The following is a 16,478-nucleotide window of genomic DNA, read 5'->3' as shown; positions in this document are numbered from 1 at the left end:
TGATATATTATTAAAATTAAATATTTTATACAAATTGTCGCTAGTCGGCTGGCGATCGATTTTATTTTGTGAAAAGTGAACCTGTTAGTAGTGATTTTCCAACCCAACAAAACACGACTCAACAACTTAACTACTTCACGACTCAACTACTCCTCCGCTCACCACCATCCATCCAATACACTTCACACCAAGCTTTCAATTCCTTTAGATCAAGCTCCTCTCTAAAAAGACCATAAACAGTGGAACCCGATCCGCTCATGGCAGCGTATATCGCGCCTCTTTCGTATAGCATGGATTTTATCCCTCTTATTTCCGGGTATCGATGAAAGATTCCCGTTTCAAAATCATTGAAAAGGTGCTCTTTCCATTGTTCGACTGGCAATGTAATTCGTTCACGAAGGTTTTTACTTTCCCTTGAGGAGCGTACACTTCCATAGGCTTCTCCTGTAGAAACGTGAATAGGAGGCTTAACCAAAACAAGTTTGTATGCTGATAAATCAATTGATATTTCGGTAAACACATCGCCAATCCCAGTCGCAAAAACAGGCTTATTTCTGATAAAAAAGCTACAATCGGCACCCAATGCGCTGGCATAGGACTCCATCTGTTCGATACTTAAATTCAGTCGAAAATACCGGGACAGCAATTTAATCAAGAAAGCGGCATCCGCTGAGCCTCCCCCTAAACCAGCTCCAATGGGTATTTGTTTGTGTAAATAGATACAAACAGGTTCTAAATCAAAATCCACAGCAAGTGCTCTATAGGCACGAATACAAAGATTATCCTCATCGTTATTAGGTATACCGATACCCGAAACCTCCAATTTCAATGAGGAGGAAGGCACTATTTCTAGAATATCAAATAGTTTAACAGGATAAAAAACAGTTTCCAAATTGTGGTAGCCATCAGGTCTTCTGTCCAGCACCTGCAAACCTATATTTATCTTGGCATTTGCAAATGTAATCATGCCACAGAATTAACAATAAAAAAGGGGGATTGCAAATTTTATTAGCTGTAGGCCATAGGCTATAAGCAGTAGGCTATAAGCTTTAAGCTCGCATAGGCCCCAACCATTACCACATTGGCTAATTATAACATTGGCTAATTAATTTACCGTCAACTATTCAACGACTTAACTACCTAACAAATACACTAAAAAAAACGTCGTTGTTTAATAAGGGTAACATAGCCCTTAAAGGTTTCCATTTTACCGGTTTCCATTTTGATGCGGAGGACATAATAATAGGTACCTTCATTCAGCGTTCCACCATTCCAGGTATTACGGTAATTTTTCATTTGATAAACTTCGGCACCCCAGCGGTTAAAAATAAAAAGCTCATTTTCTTCGAAGAGCTCCAAACCGGTAATTTCGAACACATCATTCAGACCGTCTCCATTTGGAGAGAAAGCGTTCGGTATACGAAGTGCCACCACATTAGTTGAAGCAGTAGCTGCATTATTACCGATATCGGGATCCGGTTGTGTGGCCTCCACTTCCGCATAATTTTCCACCGTCCCTTCCCGTTTCGTTTGCGTACGGATACGAAGTTCTGCACTTTTCCCTGAGGATAAACTATCCGGTTTCCAGGTTAGTTCGTGCGTCGAAGGCGAATAGGAAACAGCTCCGCTGTAAGGACCAAGGATTTCATTAAATTCCAGTGAAGGAGGCAGTATATCCCGCACGCTTAGATCCGTCGCTGTATGCGGCCCCTTATTAACAATCACCAATTGATAATCAATGGTAGATCCTAATAAAGCAACGGAACGAGATGCCGATTTAGCGATCTGCATATCGACCTGTTTATCCGGTCCATGGGGTTCAATAATCACTTCCACAGCATCGGATATTTCCGACTCACAACCACCATTAAGTGCAATAACCGTATAAATACCCGCTTCCTGAACGACTAATTTTTCCTCATAAAATCCATTGATCGGCTCATTGTCCTTAAACCAAAGAAAGCTTAGAGCGCCTTCGGCATGTGCATGGAGCGTTACCGACCCACCTTGCACCAAGTGCGCGGTAGGCCGGCTTTGCCCATGACTGTTAAAGGCTAGGTCGACAAATAACAGCAATATGAGAAATGCTTTCTTCATGCAAAAAAGTACCTTATTAAGATCCCCAACTAATCCACTGTAATAGTCGGTTTACCTGGTTTCGGAGTTACCGTAACTACAGCCGGTGTGTTAGAATTGGCAGAACACCCCCCCTTAATAGTGATTCCACTTGCTGATTGACTTGGATAGGCTACCGTAGCCGAGAAAGAATATTCGCCAACTCCAGTGGCGTTCATGGTAAAGGTATTTGTTAAGGACAGTCCCCCTGTATTATTAGTTTGGGCGGTGCCTATACTACTAATAGGAGTGACGGCAATGCCGTCTTTGGTGGCGCTCCAATTATAAGCTAATAATACATCAGTAGGTAACACGTGACTCTCTTGGGTGGTTGTCGAGGCTGTAATGACTGATTCTGCTGTGGTACCCGAAGCTTCAGCACAATATGAAGAAATTAAAGGTGTTAAATCTAGAATCAAATCAGGTAATCTATAAATTTCGACTTCATCAGAAAGATCACCACTACAGTTTGCAGGGTTAGCAGATAGCACGTATGCCTTATAAAAGTGCGATCCCAAAGTCGTAATATCACTTGCTGCACTCAAAGTCAAAGCAACATCGGTCAGTGAAGACGTGTAAGTCAATTCAACAGGGCCAGCTCCAATAGGATTATCGGCTCCATCAAATTCCTGCCATATGACACGGTCGCCCGCCACCAACGTATGGCCACCGACGTAGTTCAACGTTGCAGACGCTGTGCTACAGATATAAATGTTAACGTCTGCAATAGATAATAATGGTAATCCACAGATAAGGCCTACGATGACGCTTAACTTTGCAAAAAAATTCGCTTTTTTCATAACTCTATTTATTTAATTTTATTTGATGTTTATTTAGTTTGCTGTTATATGTGGTGGTGATGGTTTAGGGTGTATTTCAACAGAGAAACTTATTTCTGAACTTACACATCCGTTAGCGCTTTTTACTTTCAGTATACCCGAATACGTTCCAATAGCTGCGCTTCCAGGAATGCTCAAATTGATACTATTGGGTGTCAGCATTTGATTAACCACATTGATAAAATCTGTCGGCGAATCAGTCCAAGTGATACTATAACTTGTTGGACTATTAGTGGTGGTAGTATAGGCTATAGACACACTAGTCTCGCCTTGACACATGCTGGCTAGGGGAGATAATGTAATGCTTGGCAAGGAATTAGCTACTACGGCAACCTTTACCCGCTCTGATTCTGCAGGACAAGCACTATTCCAGGCGGCAGCTACATAAAAAAAGGCTGTATCGCCTTCTGCAACCGTTATTGGAGGCGTAATATACGGACTACCTTCTTGTAATAATGTACCATCATTTACTTGGTTATACCACCTTAAAACACTACCTGAGCTTGTTGGCGCAGCAGTTAAAGTCGCTGTCTGCCCATAACATACAGCCTGCGCCTGCGGATAAGCAATCGGTACAGTTGGTTTTGCAGGAGTGCGTTGGATTTCATGAATCCGAAAATCTGTAAGTAAAGATACGCCGGTTGCAACAGCGATTTCAATTCTATCGAAAACAGGAGTTGACGATAAAGACACTGTATATCGCTGTCCGGAACGAAGCAACCCCAAAAGATCTAGCGACAACAGACTACCAATCGTTCCTGTATTGACAAGTGTGTTTCCGCTATATAGATTAATTGTTACATTGTTAAAAAGACTCAATTGTAAAAGGGAGGATGGAAGAGAGAATGTGATGGTCGCGGCATCCCCTGGGTTTGATAAATTCGAAAAGTAGGCAGTTTGTGTAATTGTATAACCCAGCCCCAAGAGCCCTCCAGTCAATGAAGAATATGTTGTTAAGTTGTTGTCAACTGCGTTAAGTGGGTTGCTTACCCCTCCCCCTAAAGAAATTCCAGTACCTCCTACTGAAACACCCAAAACATCAGCGCAACGTTTATTAACAGGTTCATAAAACGCATAGTAAATATCTGCGGTGCTGGACCCAAGAAGTGCAGGTGCGCTCAAGGTAACGCGAACAGCGTTAAACGATATATTTCCAGTAACCGCCAAATAAGTCGTTCCGTCAATAGCAGTAAAAGAATTTGATGATGACGCAACTTCATTTCCATCAGTGTTTGCTGTACTTCCACTGTAAGTTTTAAGAGTAACACTTCCTCCTAATAATGAGCTCGCTACGTTAAGTTTAATATAAATAGTCGTGTTCCCTGCAAACGTCCTATCAAAAATCAATTGTTGCCAAGCTCCACCAGAAGCAAGTACTGCTGACGAAGCCGACAATCGTGTGAAATTTGACAAGTTACTTGCATCAATCGAAAATGTAGGATTTGTGACGGATCCGCTTCCAACCGTTCCAGTAGTTCCATTCCTTTGAGCATCCGCATACACCCTTTGCCCATACCCCTCCCCTCTTACTCCAAATAACAAGAGTAAACACAAAGCAAGTGCTTTAAAAATCGAGGAACGGAAAAGGATTGAGTACATGTGGGCTATAGGCGTTTGTTTAAGTTGAAAATTCTAAAAATGGGTTTAAGTTTCTTTAAGGCAATGTCTCCTACGTGTGACAAAAGACGTAAAAAGACTTTTCACTTAGGTCGTTCAGTTTGTGCAGGATTTGTGATTTAGCTGAATAGTTGAGTAGGGAAATAGTTAAATAGGGAAATAGTGGCAGTGACAGCAGCAGGGGCACACTGAGCGGAGTTCTAGGCAGTGGGTTAGGGAGGCAAGCTTAAAGCTTATTCCTTATAGCCTAAAGCCTTAAGCAACAATGGCACACTGGCCGATTGCTGAAAGCTGACAGCCAATAGCTAATTGAAACAAAAAATCCCTATCTTTACCGCCATAACATTTCATATAAAACAATGCAGCAATATCTCGATTTAATGCGCCATGTATATGAGCATGGTGTCGATAAACAGGACCGTACCGGAACGGGAACACGAAGTGTATTTGGTTATCAAATGCGTTTCAATCTGCAAGAAGGCTTTCCTTTGGTTACCACCAAAAAACTTCATCTTCGGTCCATTATTCATGAGCTGATTTGGTTTTTGAAAGGCGAGACTAATATTTCCTATTTGAAAGAAAATAAAGTGAGCATCTGGGATGAATGGGCAGATGAAAATGGCAACCTCGGCCCGGTGTACGGCTCACAATGGCGCTCTTGGCCTACTCCTGACGGCAAGCATATTGATCAAATTGCGCAAGTTATTCATCAACTGAAAAATAACCCCGATTCGCGTCGAATCATTGTTTCAGCCTGGAATGTTGCAGAAATTGAAAAAATGGCATTGCCTCCTTGCCATGCATTTTTTCAATTCTATGTTGCTCCACCTAATAAGGAAAAGGGTCAAACCAAAGCACAGTTATCCTGTCAGCTTTATCAACGCAGCGCAGATATATTTTTGGGCGTACCTTTTAATATCGCCTCCTATGCCTTATTGACTATGATGGTAGCACAAGTTTGTGATATGGAAGCGGCCGACTTTATACATACTTTAGGTGACGCACACCTTTATAGTAACCACCTAGAGCAAGCAACACTACAATTAACCCGTACCCCTAAAAGTCTACCCAAGTTGAAGATTAATCCTGAGATAAAAAGTATCTTTGACTTTAGGTATGAAGATTTTACATTAGTAGATTATGACCCCCATCCGCATATTAAGGCAGAAGTGGCGGTTTAACCAATTGAACCATGATTACATCCATTATTGTTGCAGCATCAAAAAATAACGCAATCGGAAAAAATAATGAGCTTCTTTGGCACATGCCCGCTGATTTAAAGTTTTTCCGTAAAACTACGTCGGGCCATACCGTCATCATGGGAAGAAAAACCTTCGAATCTGTCGGGGAAGCCCTTCCCAAGCGCCGTAATATTGTTATTACTCGTCAAGCAAACTTCCAGGCTGACAATATCGAAGTAGTAAACTCACTTGAAGAAGCCTTGGCTGCATGCGAACATGAAAAGGAAGAGATATTCATCGTAGGTGGAGCTCAAATATATGAGCAGGCGATGTCGCTAACCGATAGGATTTACCTTACTCGGATTAATCACGATTTTCAAGACGCGGACACTTTTTTTCCTGAAATAAATGATGAAGAATGGCAATTGGAGGAAGTCGAACATCATGAAAGTGATGAAAAGAATCCGTACGATTACAGTTTTTATCTATATTCTAAAGTCAAAAACTAGTTTTAGCCCTCTTTCAAGAAGAGATTACCGCCCTTTTTCCCTAACTCCTAATAGCTAAATGCTAAGAGTTAAGCAGCGAACAATTTTCTCGCAATAAACCCTTTGTTTATTTAAAAATTTCATAGCTTTGCCGTTCTTAAGAAAACTTAGATAAATTGCCTTATTATATGCAAAAAAGAATAGCATATTAAAAAGGTGTTTACCGGTCTTTCATCAGTCAATGAGGATCGGGGTTAACAGATGGGAATGTATACAACAATTATTACATAAATTACAACACTAAACAAAGATGCAAGGTAAAGGCCTAATTAACTTTTTTGTAATACTGATATCGATTGCGTGCCTGTATTCACTTTCATTTACTTTTGTAACCCACAAGGTTGAGCGCGACGCAGTTGCTTATGCAAAAGGTGACCCCGTAAAGGAACGGGCTTATTTAGATTCAATGGCTACCGTAGATGTATATAACCTCGGTTTTGCCAAGTTCTCTTACCAATACTGCAAAGAGCGTGAATTGGCATTGGGATTGGATTTAAAGGGCGGGATGAATGTTACAATGGAAATCTCTCTGAAGGAATTGATCAGTAATTTAGCGGACAATCCAAAAGACGAGAATTTTAAAAAGGCTTTGGACAACGCCGAAGCTCGGAGCAAAGACAGTCAAAAAGACTTTGTCAGCTTATTTGGAGAAGAGTTTAAAAAGTTAAATCCAAATGGAAAATTAGCTACTTTTTTTGCTAATAAAGACAATGCCGTTAATAACATCACCTCCAATTCAAGTGACGGCGATATCTTGGCTTTCCTACAAAAAGAGTCCGGTAGCGCAATTGACCGTTCTTTTAATATTTTACGTACACGTATTGATAAGTTTGGGGTTACTTCTCCTAATATTCAAAGGCAGCAAGGCACGAATAGAATTTTAATCGAGCTCCCCGGTGTAAGCGATGAAGATCGCGTACGTAAACTTTTACAAGGATCTGCGAAATTGGAATTCTGGGAAACTTATGACAACTCCGAAATTTTCCCATTATTGGAGAACATTAACCGAACATTGGCGTCAACATTAAAAGCAGACACTAAGTCTACTTCTTCGGTGACTGCGGCTGACACAAGTGCGAAGGATACTACAGGGGGTCGTTTGGCTTCATTAGGCGGCAATAAGGCAGCAGGAAGCGATTCGACCAAAAAAGACAGCAGTACAGTAGCTTTAGAGCAAGCGAAAAACCAAAACCCTTTATTCGCTGTATTGAGTCCAAATATCGGCCAGGGCCCACAAGGGCAACAAATGTTGGGTCAAGGACCTGTAATTGGCTATGTGTTACAGAAAGACACCGCTTTGGTTAATTCTTATTTTAATAGTGCTGAAATAAAAGCGATTATACCAGGTAATGTAAAATTATTGTGGAGTGTGAAACCCGTTTCTAAAGAAACGAAGATGTTTCAGCTTTTTGCAGTGAAACCAACGGGGCTTAATGCCGGTCCGGTACTTACCGGAAACGTGATTGCAGATGCACGCGCCGATGTTGATCAGCGCACCAATAATCCGCAAGTAGAAATGGTGATGAACAGCGAGGGCGCTCGTGAGTGGAGAAAAATCAGTGCAGCAGCAGCCGCAGCAAATCCAAAAAAAGCAATCGCAATTGTATTAGACAATACAGTTTATTCGGCACCTACCGTACAGGATGAAATTCCTAATGGTGTTTCTTCCATTACCGGAAACTTCACCTTCGAAGACACACAGGACTTAGCCAATGTTTTGAAAGCAGGACGTTTACCGGCCCCAGCTAAAATCGTGGAAGAAGCTATTGTTGGCCCTACCTTAGGACAAGCGGCAATTGATGCTGGTATCAATTCGTCTGTTATCGGCTTAGTAGTAGTACTTATCTTTATGATTTTCTATTACAACCGCGCTGGCTTAGTTGCTAACATTGCCGTAATCTTCAACGTATTTTTCATCATGGGAATCCTTGCCTCGTTGGGGGCAGTGCTAACGCTTCCCGGTATCGCAGGTATCGTATTGACTATGGGAACTGCCGTAGACGCGAACGTTCTTATCTACGAGCGTATCCGTGAAGAGTATGCATTAGGTAAGGGCGTTAGACAGGCAATTTCCGATGGTTATAAACACGCAATGCCTTCTATCTTAGACTCACAGATAACTACTTTCCTAGTCGGTCTTATTCTATATATCTTTGGAACCGGTCCAATCTTAGGCTTTGCGACCACTTTATTGATCGGTATTATCACTTCTTTATTTACAGCCATCTTCATTACGCGTATCATTTTCGAATGGATGATCAAGAAGGATATGAAAATTTCTGTTTCTTATCCATGGAGTGATCATACCATGAAGAATGCGAATTTCGGATTTGTAAAGAATCGCAAGAAGTTCTATGCTATATCAATTGCATTAACCGTTATCAGCTTAATCTCTGTTTTCACGAAGGGTTTCAGCCTGGGTGTGGATTTCTCAGGTGGTCGTACTTATACGGTTAAATATGAAAAAGCGGTAAATCTGGAAGAGGTTCGGGATCATGTAAACGGTACATTTGGCGTTACCAGTGAAGTTAAAACTTTCGGTGGCGATAATCAATTACGGGTAACCACACCTTATCTGATTGATCAAACGGATGATGCAGCGGACAAACAAGTTTTAGATAAGTTGAACGAAGGACTTGCAAAAGTGCAGAATAACTCTTACCAAATTGTAAGTTCACAAAAGGTTGGCCCTACTATCGCCAATGACATTAAAATTTCTGCAATTTATTCCGTCATCTTTTCAATCATTGTAATCGCATTGTATATATTGATCCGGTTCAGGAAGTGGCAATATAGTGTATCCGCAGCTATATCATTAGCCCATGATGCGATTATCTTGCTTGGTATATTTTCCATATTCGATGGAATCCTACCGTTCTCGCTCGATTTAGATCAGCACTTTATCGCTGCTGTATTAACGGTATTAGCTTATTCTATTAATGATACAGTGGTCGTGTTCGACCGTATCCGTGAATACTTGCGTGAGCACCGAGCTAAAAATGAGCCATTGTCACATGTCGTTAATACGGCAATTAATAAAACGCTTAGCCGCACCATCATTACGTCGTTAACGGTAATATTTGTTTTGGCAGTACTTTTTGTGTTCGGTGGTGAAGTAATCCGTGGTTTCTCATTTGCTATTTTAATCGGTATCATTTTTGGGACCTATTCTTCTATCTTCTTAGCGGCACCAATTTTTGCCGACTTGCAGGGAGACGGTGAAGAAAAAAACACAAAAGAAATCGCTTCGACAGAGCGAGGAAACTTAAAGCCAGCGAAAGCATAAACCCCAGCTGTATTATAAAAAAAGGGAGGTGTTTAATAAAAACACCTCCCTTTTTTTGCTATCATCCCTACCTCCCTCACTCCTACGTCATTTTCGATTTTTTACTTTTTAATTTTTAATTTAACACAATATATTTGTCACACTAAATATTGTTATGCAAAAAGAACCATACAACATGTATTCATTTTTACTCGATCGTACAGCGCGCCGGGTAAAGCAATATGCACAGGCAACGTTCAGCAATAAAGGCTTCGATATAACTTTAGATCAATGGATGGTTTTAAAAAATCTCTATGAATATGCAGATCTGACACAGAAAGAATTAGCAGAACGTTGTGGTAAAGATCAACCCACTTTGACCCGCATCGTTGATCTCTTAGCAAAGAAGGAACTGGCAGAACGTAAAGTTCATCCAAATGACAGAAGAAGTTTTATCGTGCATCTAACAGATAAAGGGATTTCGAAAGTGGAAGAATTATCGCCGCAAATTAAAGAAATACGAACTAAAGCATGGGAAAACCTTAACGAAGATGATTTTCGACAGCTAGAGCGGATATTAAATAGCATTTATAATAACTTAGAGCTCAAGTAGCCCTTAAAATTAACAGATATGATTACTACAGATATATGTATAATAGGTGCAGGACCTGTTGGTTTGTTTGCCGTTTTTGAGGCAGGTTTATTGAAAATGCGTTGCCACCTGATAGATGCCTTACCTCAGGTTGGTGGACAGCTGGCTGAAATTTATCCACATAAACCCATTTACGACATTCCCGGTTATCCCGCCATCAATGCGCAAGAGCTTATCGATAAACAGATGGAGCAAATCGCTCCTTTTCATCCAAGTTTTACTTTGGGAGAACGTGTGGAAGCACTTGAAAAACAACACGATGGCTCCTATATGGTCAAAGGCAATGAGGGGACCAACATCCATGCGCAAGTGGTAGTAATTGCGGGAGGGTTGGGTTCTTTTGAACCGCGTAAACCTGAAATAGAAGGTTTGGCCGACTTTGAAGGCAAAGGCATCTATTATATGATTAAAAATCCGGAGCAATTTAGAGATAGAAAGGTTGTTATTGCCGGCGGAGGTGATTCAGCTTTGGATTGGACTATATTTTTAAGTGAAATTGCAGAAAAAGTCACGCTCGTGCATCGGAGCGAAAGTTTTAGAGGTGCACCCGATTCAGCGGAAAAGGTTTTCAATCTTGCTAACAGTGGTAAGATCAACTTGTTATTATCACACAATTTAATTCGGGTAGAAGGAAGGGGCCACTTAACAAAAGTTGCCATGATTAACAAACAAAAGGAAGAGATTTCTTTAGAAACAGATGCACTTATACCACTTTTTGGTTTAAGTCCAAAATTAGGACCAATCGCTCAATGGGGCTTGGCAATCGATAGGTCGGCCATAGAAGTGAATACGACTGATTATTCTACCAGTATAGAACGCATATATGCTATTGGCGATATTAACACGTATCCGGGCAAACTAAAACTGATCCTATGCGGTTATCATGAAGCTGCTTTAATGGCGCAAAGTGCTTTCAAATACGTGTACCCTGATCAAAAGTTGAGCTTTAAATATACGACGGTCAACGGTATTCACGCATTTTAGTTTTGGTTAATGGGTTAACTCAAATAGTACCACAGCAAAAAAAACAAAGCGAATAACAACAACTAACAACTAATAACTAATAACTAATAACTAATAACTAATAACTAATAACCAATAACCAATAACCAATAACCAATAGGGAATAACAAACAACTAAAACAAACAATTAACAATGATTCATATAACTGTAGAAGATAGAACTGGTTCGGTGGAAACTATAGAAATTCCCGAGGATATTAATTTGAGCCTAATGGAAGTGCTAAAGGCCTCAGAATACAATATACTAGCCACCTGTGGAGGTATGGCATTGTGTGCTACCTGCCACGTAGAAGTATTGTCCGGAATGGAACAACTTCATGAAGCATCTGATGATGAATTGAATATGTTGGATACACTTCCTGATGCTGATGAAAACAGTAGACTAGCCTGCCAAATTCGATTAAATGAGCAATTGGACGGCCTTCACATAAAAATCAAGGGGTCGTTGGACTAAGAATCCATTGAAATAAGTCCCAAAAACTTCACCTCGACATATGTTTAGTATTTTTGTATAACTAAACGAGCTAAATTATGGTCAAAATCACCGAATGTCCACGGGACGCGATGCAAGGAATTAAAGAATTTATCCCAACACCGGATAAAGTCGCCTATTTAAATCTATTGTTGAAAGTAGGGTTTGACCGCCTGGATTTCGGTAGCTTTGTCTCTCCAAAAGCAATACCTCAACTACAGGACACCGCGGCCGTTTTATCACAATTAAACCTTTCAGATAGCAGCACTAAATTACTCGCCATTGTTGCGAATGTTAGAGGAGCCAAAGAAGCCAGTGCCTTTTCTCAGATAAGCTTTCTTGGCTTTCCATTTTCTGTTTCTGAAACTTTTCAGCAACGCAACACCAACACGAGTATTCAACAGTCTCTCGCAAATGTGGAAGAGATAATAACGATCTGTAAAGAGTTTGGCAAAGAACCATTGATTTACTTATCAATGGCATTCGGCAATCCATACGGTGATCCTTGGTCTCCCGAAATCGTTACTATTTATGCAGAGTTATTAGTAAAAAAGGGAGTCAAACATTTGATGCTTGCCGATACTATTGGTGTGTCCACTCCGGAAAGTATTCACATGCTTTATCAAAATCTAAATAAGCATTTTCCTCATATTGATCTGGGAGTTCACTTACATAGCACGCCACAAACTATGTTAGCGAAAATACAGGCTGCTTATAATAGTGGATGCCAACGTTTTGATACGGCTATAGGAGGTTATGGTGGATGTCCGATGGCAAGTGACAAATTGACAGGAAATATTGCAACGGAGGTATTGTTATCCTTTTTACAAGAGCGAAATATCAACAGCCAGGTTGATCAAACAGCACTTTTAAAAGCTCAACACTATAGCAGTCAAATCTTTCACGGTCGTAGTAATTGAAATAATAAATCAATAAAAAAGGAGGTCAAGACCTCCTTTTAACTAATAGATTGTGATAAGTTAATATTTATTTAACTGCATCAACTACTGCTTTGAAAGCATCAGGATTGTTTAACGCTAAATCCGCTAAAACCTTACGATTTAAACCGATATTCTTAGCACTTAACTTACCTATCAACTGAGAATAAGAAATCCCATGTTGACGAGCACCTGCATTGATACGTTGAATCCATAATGCTCTAAATTCTCTTTTTTTGGTTTTACGGTCGCGATAAGCATATTGCAAACCTTTTTCTACCGTATTTTTAGCAATGGTATACACCTTGCTACGTGATCCATAATAGCCTTTTGCTAATTTAAGGATCTTCTTTCTTCTTCTTCTCGAAGCTACTGCGTTAACCGAACGTGGCATAATAAATAAATTTAGTTTGGTATAAGGCGCTATGTTTTCTTAAGTATTCAGTCAATAGACTTACAACCCAATACCCGGTTAAAAATTTTGTTAAAATAATTACTATTTACCGATCCCAAGCATACGTTTTACATTGCCTAAATCTGCATCTGATACTAAACCGGAACGTGTTAAATTACGTTTACGTTTAGTGCTCATCTTGGTTAAGATATGGCTTTTGTATGCATGTTTTCTCTTAATCTTACCGGTTCCAGTCAGGCTAAAACGTTTCTTAGCGCTGGAATTGGTTTTCACTTTTGGCATAATCTTATCTGTTATTATCTATCTATTAGTCTCTTGTTAATAGGTCTCCCGGCGCAAAGCCCGGCGACTCTCTACCCTTGGGGTTATTTTGTTTTCGGATTTTTTGGGGCAACAGTGATAAACATCCGCTTTCCCTCTAGTTTAGGCAGTAATTCCACTTTGCCAATTTCCTCCAAAGCCTGTGCAAATTTCAGCAAAAGAATTTCACCACGGTCCTTATATACAATAGCTCTACCTTTAAAATGTACGTAAGCGCGTACCTTTTCTCCAGCTTCCAAGAACTTAATGGCATGCTTAAGTTTGAACTCGAAATCGTGCTCATTCGTATTCGGGCCGAAACGGATTTCTTTAATGACCGTCTGTTTAGCATTGGCCTTAATTTCCTTCAGCTTCTTCTTTTGTTCGTAAACAAATTTACTATAATCGACAACCTTACATACAGGAGGATTTGCATTTGGGGAAATCTCCACCAAATCAAGCTCCAACTCGTCTGCTATGGCTAAAGCCTGTTTAATCGGGTAAACCCCTTGCTCCACATTTTCGCCAACTAAGCGTACTTCCGCAGCTCTAATGTGCTGATTAATTCTATGGTCGGGTTCTTTCTTTTTAAAAGGAGGACGCGGCCCCCTCATTCCTGGTTTTCCTAATGACAAATTTTTTCCTTAATTTAAACTGTTATTTCTTCAATTAATTGCTTACTAAAGGCTTCTATAGTCATGCTACCAAGATCGCCTTCGCCATGTTTTCGAACAGAAATCGTGCCATTTTCAACCTCTTTTTCGCCTACGATGAGCATGTAAGGTATTTTCTTGACTTCCGCATCCCGTATCTTTCTGCCTACTTTTTCGTCTCGTAAATCAATCAACCCGCGAATATCGGTATTATTTAACGATTCCAAAAGTTTTTTTGCATATTCTTCATATTTTTCAGAAACAGGCAATATGATAAACTGTTCCGGGGTAAGCCATAGCGGAAACTCACCGGCGCAATGCTCGATTAAAACGGCGACAAAACGTTCTAGCGAGCCAAAGGGTGCGCGATGAATCATTACCGGCCGATGTTTCTGATTATCACTGCCTGTGTATTCTAACTCGAACCGTTCCGGCAAATTATAATCGACCTGGATTGTACCAAGTTGCCATTTACGCCCCAATGCGTCTTTGACCATAAAATCCAATTTCGGGCCGTAAAAGGCCGCTTCCCCTAACTCGGTCACGGTTTTAAGCCCTTTCTCTTCAGCAGCTTCTACGATAGCCGCTTCAGCAAGTAGCCAATTTTCTTCACTGCCAATGTATTTTCCCTTATTTTCAGGATCTCTTAGTGATATCTGTGCGGTATAATCATCAAAGCCTAAAGCTTTGAATACATAAAGGACAAGATCAATAACTTTTTTGAATTCGTCTTTTACTTGATCCGGACGACAAAACAGGTGCGCATCATCCTGCGTAAAACCTCTTACACGAGTTAACCCATGTAATTCTCCGCTCTGCTCATAACGATATACGGTACCAAATTCAGCAAAACGTACCGGAAGATCTTTGTATGATCGGGGTTTTGTTTTGTAAATCTCGCAATGGTGCGGACAGTTCATGGGTTTCAGTAGAAACTCCTCTCCTTCTTGCGGTGTACGAATCGGCTGAAAAGAATCTGCTCCATACTTTTCGTAGTGGCCAGAGGTAACATACAGGTTTTTATGACCAATGTGCGGTGTTACAACCGGTTCATATCCTGCCTTCATTTGTGCACGTTGCAGAAAGTCAACCAGTTTCTGGCGCAATGCGGCTCCCTTGGGAAGCCACAGAGGTAAGCCCATGCCTACTCTTTCTGAGAACGCGAACAATTCCAATTCTTTGCCCAATTTCCGGTGGTCCCTTTTCTTAGCTTCTTCAATCATATGAAGATAATCGGCTAATTCGCTTGCCTTAGGGAAAGTAACGCCGTAAATCCTAGTTAACTGTTTTCTGCTTTCATCACCACGCCAATAGGCTCCTGCCACATTGGTTAGTTTGATGGCTTTTATAAAACCTGTATTTGGGATGTGTGGCCCTCTACAGAGGTCTGTAAAATTGCCCTGGGTATAAAAGGTTATGGATCCGTCCGCTAAATCCTTTATCAAATCCAACTTATATTCATCGCCTTTTTCGGTAAAATACGCTAGCGCATCTGATTTGGATACTTGCTGCCGCACGTAATCAGATTTCGTACGTGCCAATTCCAACATCTTATCCTCAATTTTTTTAAAATCGTCCGAAGAAAAAGGCCGATCACCAAAATCGACATCGTAATAAAAGCCGGTTTCGATAGCTGGTCCAATACCAAATTTAGTCCCGGGATATAGCGCCTCCAACGCTTCTGCCATTAAGTGGGCAGAAGAATGCCAAAATGTCGATTTGCCGTCTTTGTCATTCCAAGTCAGCAATCTTACAGATGCATCTTTTTCAATAGGTCTGGTCGCATCCCATACCTGTCCGTCAACTTCGGCAGCTAAAACGTTACGGGCTAAGCCCTCAGAAATTGATTGGGCAATTTGCAAAGAAGTGATTCCCCTCTCGTACTCGCGAATGGAACCATCAGGAAGTGTGATTTTAATCATCTACAACTATGATTTATGTTTGTTATCAATTTATATATCAGCAACTTACAAGGTTGCATTTGTTTTCATTGTAAACTATTTGTGAATTTATTCTCAAATAGACCCCGATTATAAAAAATCAACACTTATCAATATAGATAAGTAGAAATAAGTTGCACCTTTGCTACATGTTATCCGAGGGTGCAGAAATCGGAGAGCAAATATAGGGAAAAATATTGGAAGCAAGTTGGGGGGAGTGTCTGCACCGCACGAACCCTGACTTGCTTTATTTATTAACATTATTTATTATGGGTGCAGCTAATAAATTATCCATTTCCGGTTACAATAACCGGTTGACCAGACAGGTCCACAATCTTTCGGACAGGGTCAAGTATCCCCGGGTCCATAGATTCATTTCATCAGTTAATTCCTTCGCAATTCATTCCAACGTTCCGATCTATCAAAATCAACTGATAGACTACAATGGGCAACTCTACAAGATTTCATCAATATCGAGCAGACCTATTGAACAGGAAAATGAGGGTGCTTACATGACTTC

The 16,478-nt window shown here is 40.5% G+C and carries 15 protein-coding genes; 7 read left to right on the top strand and 8 right to left on the bottom strand.

What is annotated here, in order from left to right; all coding sequences use genetic code 11:
* Window positions 1–142: 142 nt before the first annotated feature.
* From ispE to FKG96_RS12685, 4 genes are all read right to left on the bottom strand, one after another.
* Window positions 143–967, bottom strand: coding sequence for a 4-(cytidine 5'-diphospho)-2-C-methyl-D-erythritol kinase (ispE, locus tag FKG96_RS12700; protein WP_130857337.1), 825 nt, complete (start codon window positions 965–967; stop codon window positions 143–145).
* A gap of 185 nt (window positions 968–1,152) precedes the next feature.
* Window positions 1,153–2,097 (bottom strand): gliding motility-associated C-terminal domain-containing protein, encoded by a 945-nt coding sequence (locus FKG96_RS12695; RefSeq protein WP_130857336.1) that lies wholly within the window; start codon window positions 2,095–2,097, stop codon window positions 1,153–1,155.
* A gap of 29 nt (window positions 2,098–2,126) precedes the next feature.
* A complete protein-coding gene (locus FKG96_RS12690) occupies window positions 2,127–2,915 on the bottom strand; it encodes a hypothetical protein (RefSeq protein ID WP_130857335.1) in 789 nt (262 codons plus the stop codon).
* Window positions 2,916–2,948: 33 nt separating this feature from the next.
* Window positions 2,949–4,553 (bottom strand): hypothetical protein, encoded by a 1,605-nt coding sequence (locus FKG96_RS12685; protein WP_130857334.1) that lies wholly within the window; start codon window positions 4,551–4,553, stop codon window positions 2,949–2,951.
* A 377-nt stretch (window positions 4,554–4,930) separates the two neighbouring features.
* Between FKG96_RS12685 and FKG96_RS12680 the strand changes: the two genes are divergently transcribed.
* From FKG96_RS12680 to FKG96_RS12650, 7 genes are all read left to right on the top strand, one after another.
* A complete protein-coding gene (locus FKG96_RS12680) occupies window positions 4,931–5,752 on the top strand; it encodes a thymidylate synthase (RefSeq protein WP_013666239.1) in 822 nt (273 codons plus the stop codon).
* Between the two features lie 11 nt (window positions 5,753–5,763).
* Window positions 5,764–6,261: a dihydrofolate reductase gene (locus FKG96_RS12675; RefSeq protein WP_130857333.1), complete on the top strand. Its 498-nt coding sequence runs from the start codon at window positions 5,764–5,766 to the stop codon at window positions 6,259–6,261.
* 289 nt (window positions 6,262–6,550) lie between these two features.
* Entirely contained in the window at window positions 6,551–9,586 is a 3,036-nt protein-coding gene (secDF, locus tag FKG96_RS12670; RefSeq protein WP_130857332.1) for a protein translocase subunit SecDF, read from the top strand.
* Window positions 9,587–9,761: 175 nt separating this feature from the next.
* Window positions 9,762–10,178 (top strand): MarR family winged helix-turn-helix transcriptional regulator, encoded by a 417-nt coding sequence (locus FKG96_RS12665; RefSeq protein WP_246860279.1) that lies wholly within the window; start codon window positions 9,762–9,764, stop codon window positions 10,176–10,178.
* 18 nt (window positions 10,179–10,196) lie between these two features.
* Complete coding sequence (locus tag FKG96_RS12660) at window positions 10,197–11,201, top strand: NAD(P)/FAD-dependent oxidoreductase (protein WP_149105640.1); 1,005 nt, start codon at window positions 10,197–10,199, stop codon at window positions 11,199–11,201.
* 172 nt (window positions 11,202–11,373) lie between these two features.
* The gene (locus FKG96_RS12655) at window positions 11,374–11,694 is read left to right on the top strand and encodes a 2Fe-2S iron-sulfur cluster-binding protein (RefSeq protein WP_130857330.1); all 321 of its coding nucleotides are present in this window, start codon (window positions 11,374–11,376) and stop codon (window positions 11,692–11,694) included.
* Window positions 11,695–11,771: 77 nt separating this feature from the next.
* Window positions 11,772–12,632: a hydroxymethylglutaryl-CoA lyase gene (locus FKG96_RS12650; RefSeq protein ID WP_149105639.1), complete on the top strand. Its 861-nt coding sequence runs from the start codon at window positions 11,772–11,774 to the stop codon at window positions 12,630–12,632.
* Between the two features lie 67 nt (window positions 12,633–12,699).
* Here FKG96_RS12650 and rplT read toward each other — a convergent pair whose 3' ends face one another.
* From rplT to thrS, 4 genes are all read right to left on the bottom strand, one after another.
* Window positions 12,700–13,044: a 50S ribosomal protein L20 gene (gene rplT / locus FKG96_RS12645; protein ID WP_130857328.1), complete on the bottom strand. Its 345-nt coding sequence runs from the start codon at window positions 13,042–13,044 to the stop codon at window positions 12,700–12,702.
* 102 nt (window positions 13,045–13,146) lie between these two features.
* Window positions 13,147–13,347 carry a 50S ribosomal protein L35 gene (gene rpmI / locus FKG96_RS12640; RefSeq protein ID WP_013666231.1) on the bottom strand — a complete coding sequence of 67 codons (201 nt, stop codon included), beginning with the start codon at window positions 13,345–13,347 and terminating at the stop codon, window positions 13,147–13,149.
* Between the two features lie 83 nt (window positions 13,348–13,430).
* Window positions 13,431–14,000 (bottom strand): translation initiation factor IF-3, encoded by a 570-nt coding sequence (infC, locus tag FKG96_RS12635; protein ID WP_013666230.1) that lies wholly within the window; start codon window positions 13,998–14,000, stop codon window positions 13,431–13,433.
* A 14-nt stretch (window positions 14,001–14,014) separates the two neighbouring features.
* Window positions 14,015–15,940 (bottom strand): threonine--tRNA ligase, encoded by a 1,926-nt coding sequence (gene thrS / locus FKG96_RS12630; RefSeq protein ID WP_130857327.1) that lies wholly within the window; start codon window positions 15,938–15,940, stop codon window positions 14,015–14,017.
* Window positions 15,941–16,478: the final 538 nt, after the last annotated feature.

It is taken from the genome of Olivibacter sp. LS-1 (assembly GCF_008245145.1).
GTDB classification, from domain to species: domain Bacteria; phylum Bacteroidota; class Bacteroidia; order Sphingobacteriales; family Sphingobacteriaceae; genus Olivibacter; species Olivibacter oleidegradans.
The sequence above is the reverse complement of the archived record's forward strand: the minus strand, read 5'-3'. Positions and strand labels throughout refer to the sequence as shown.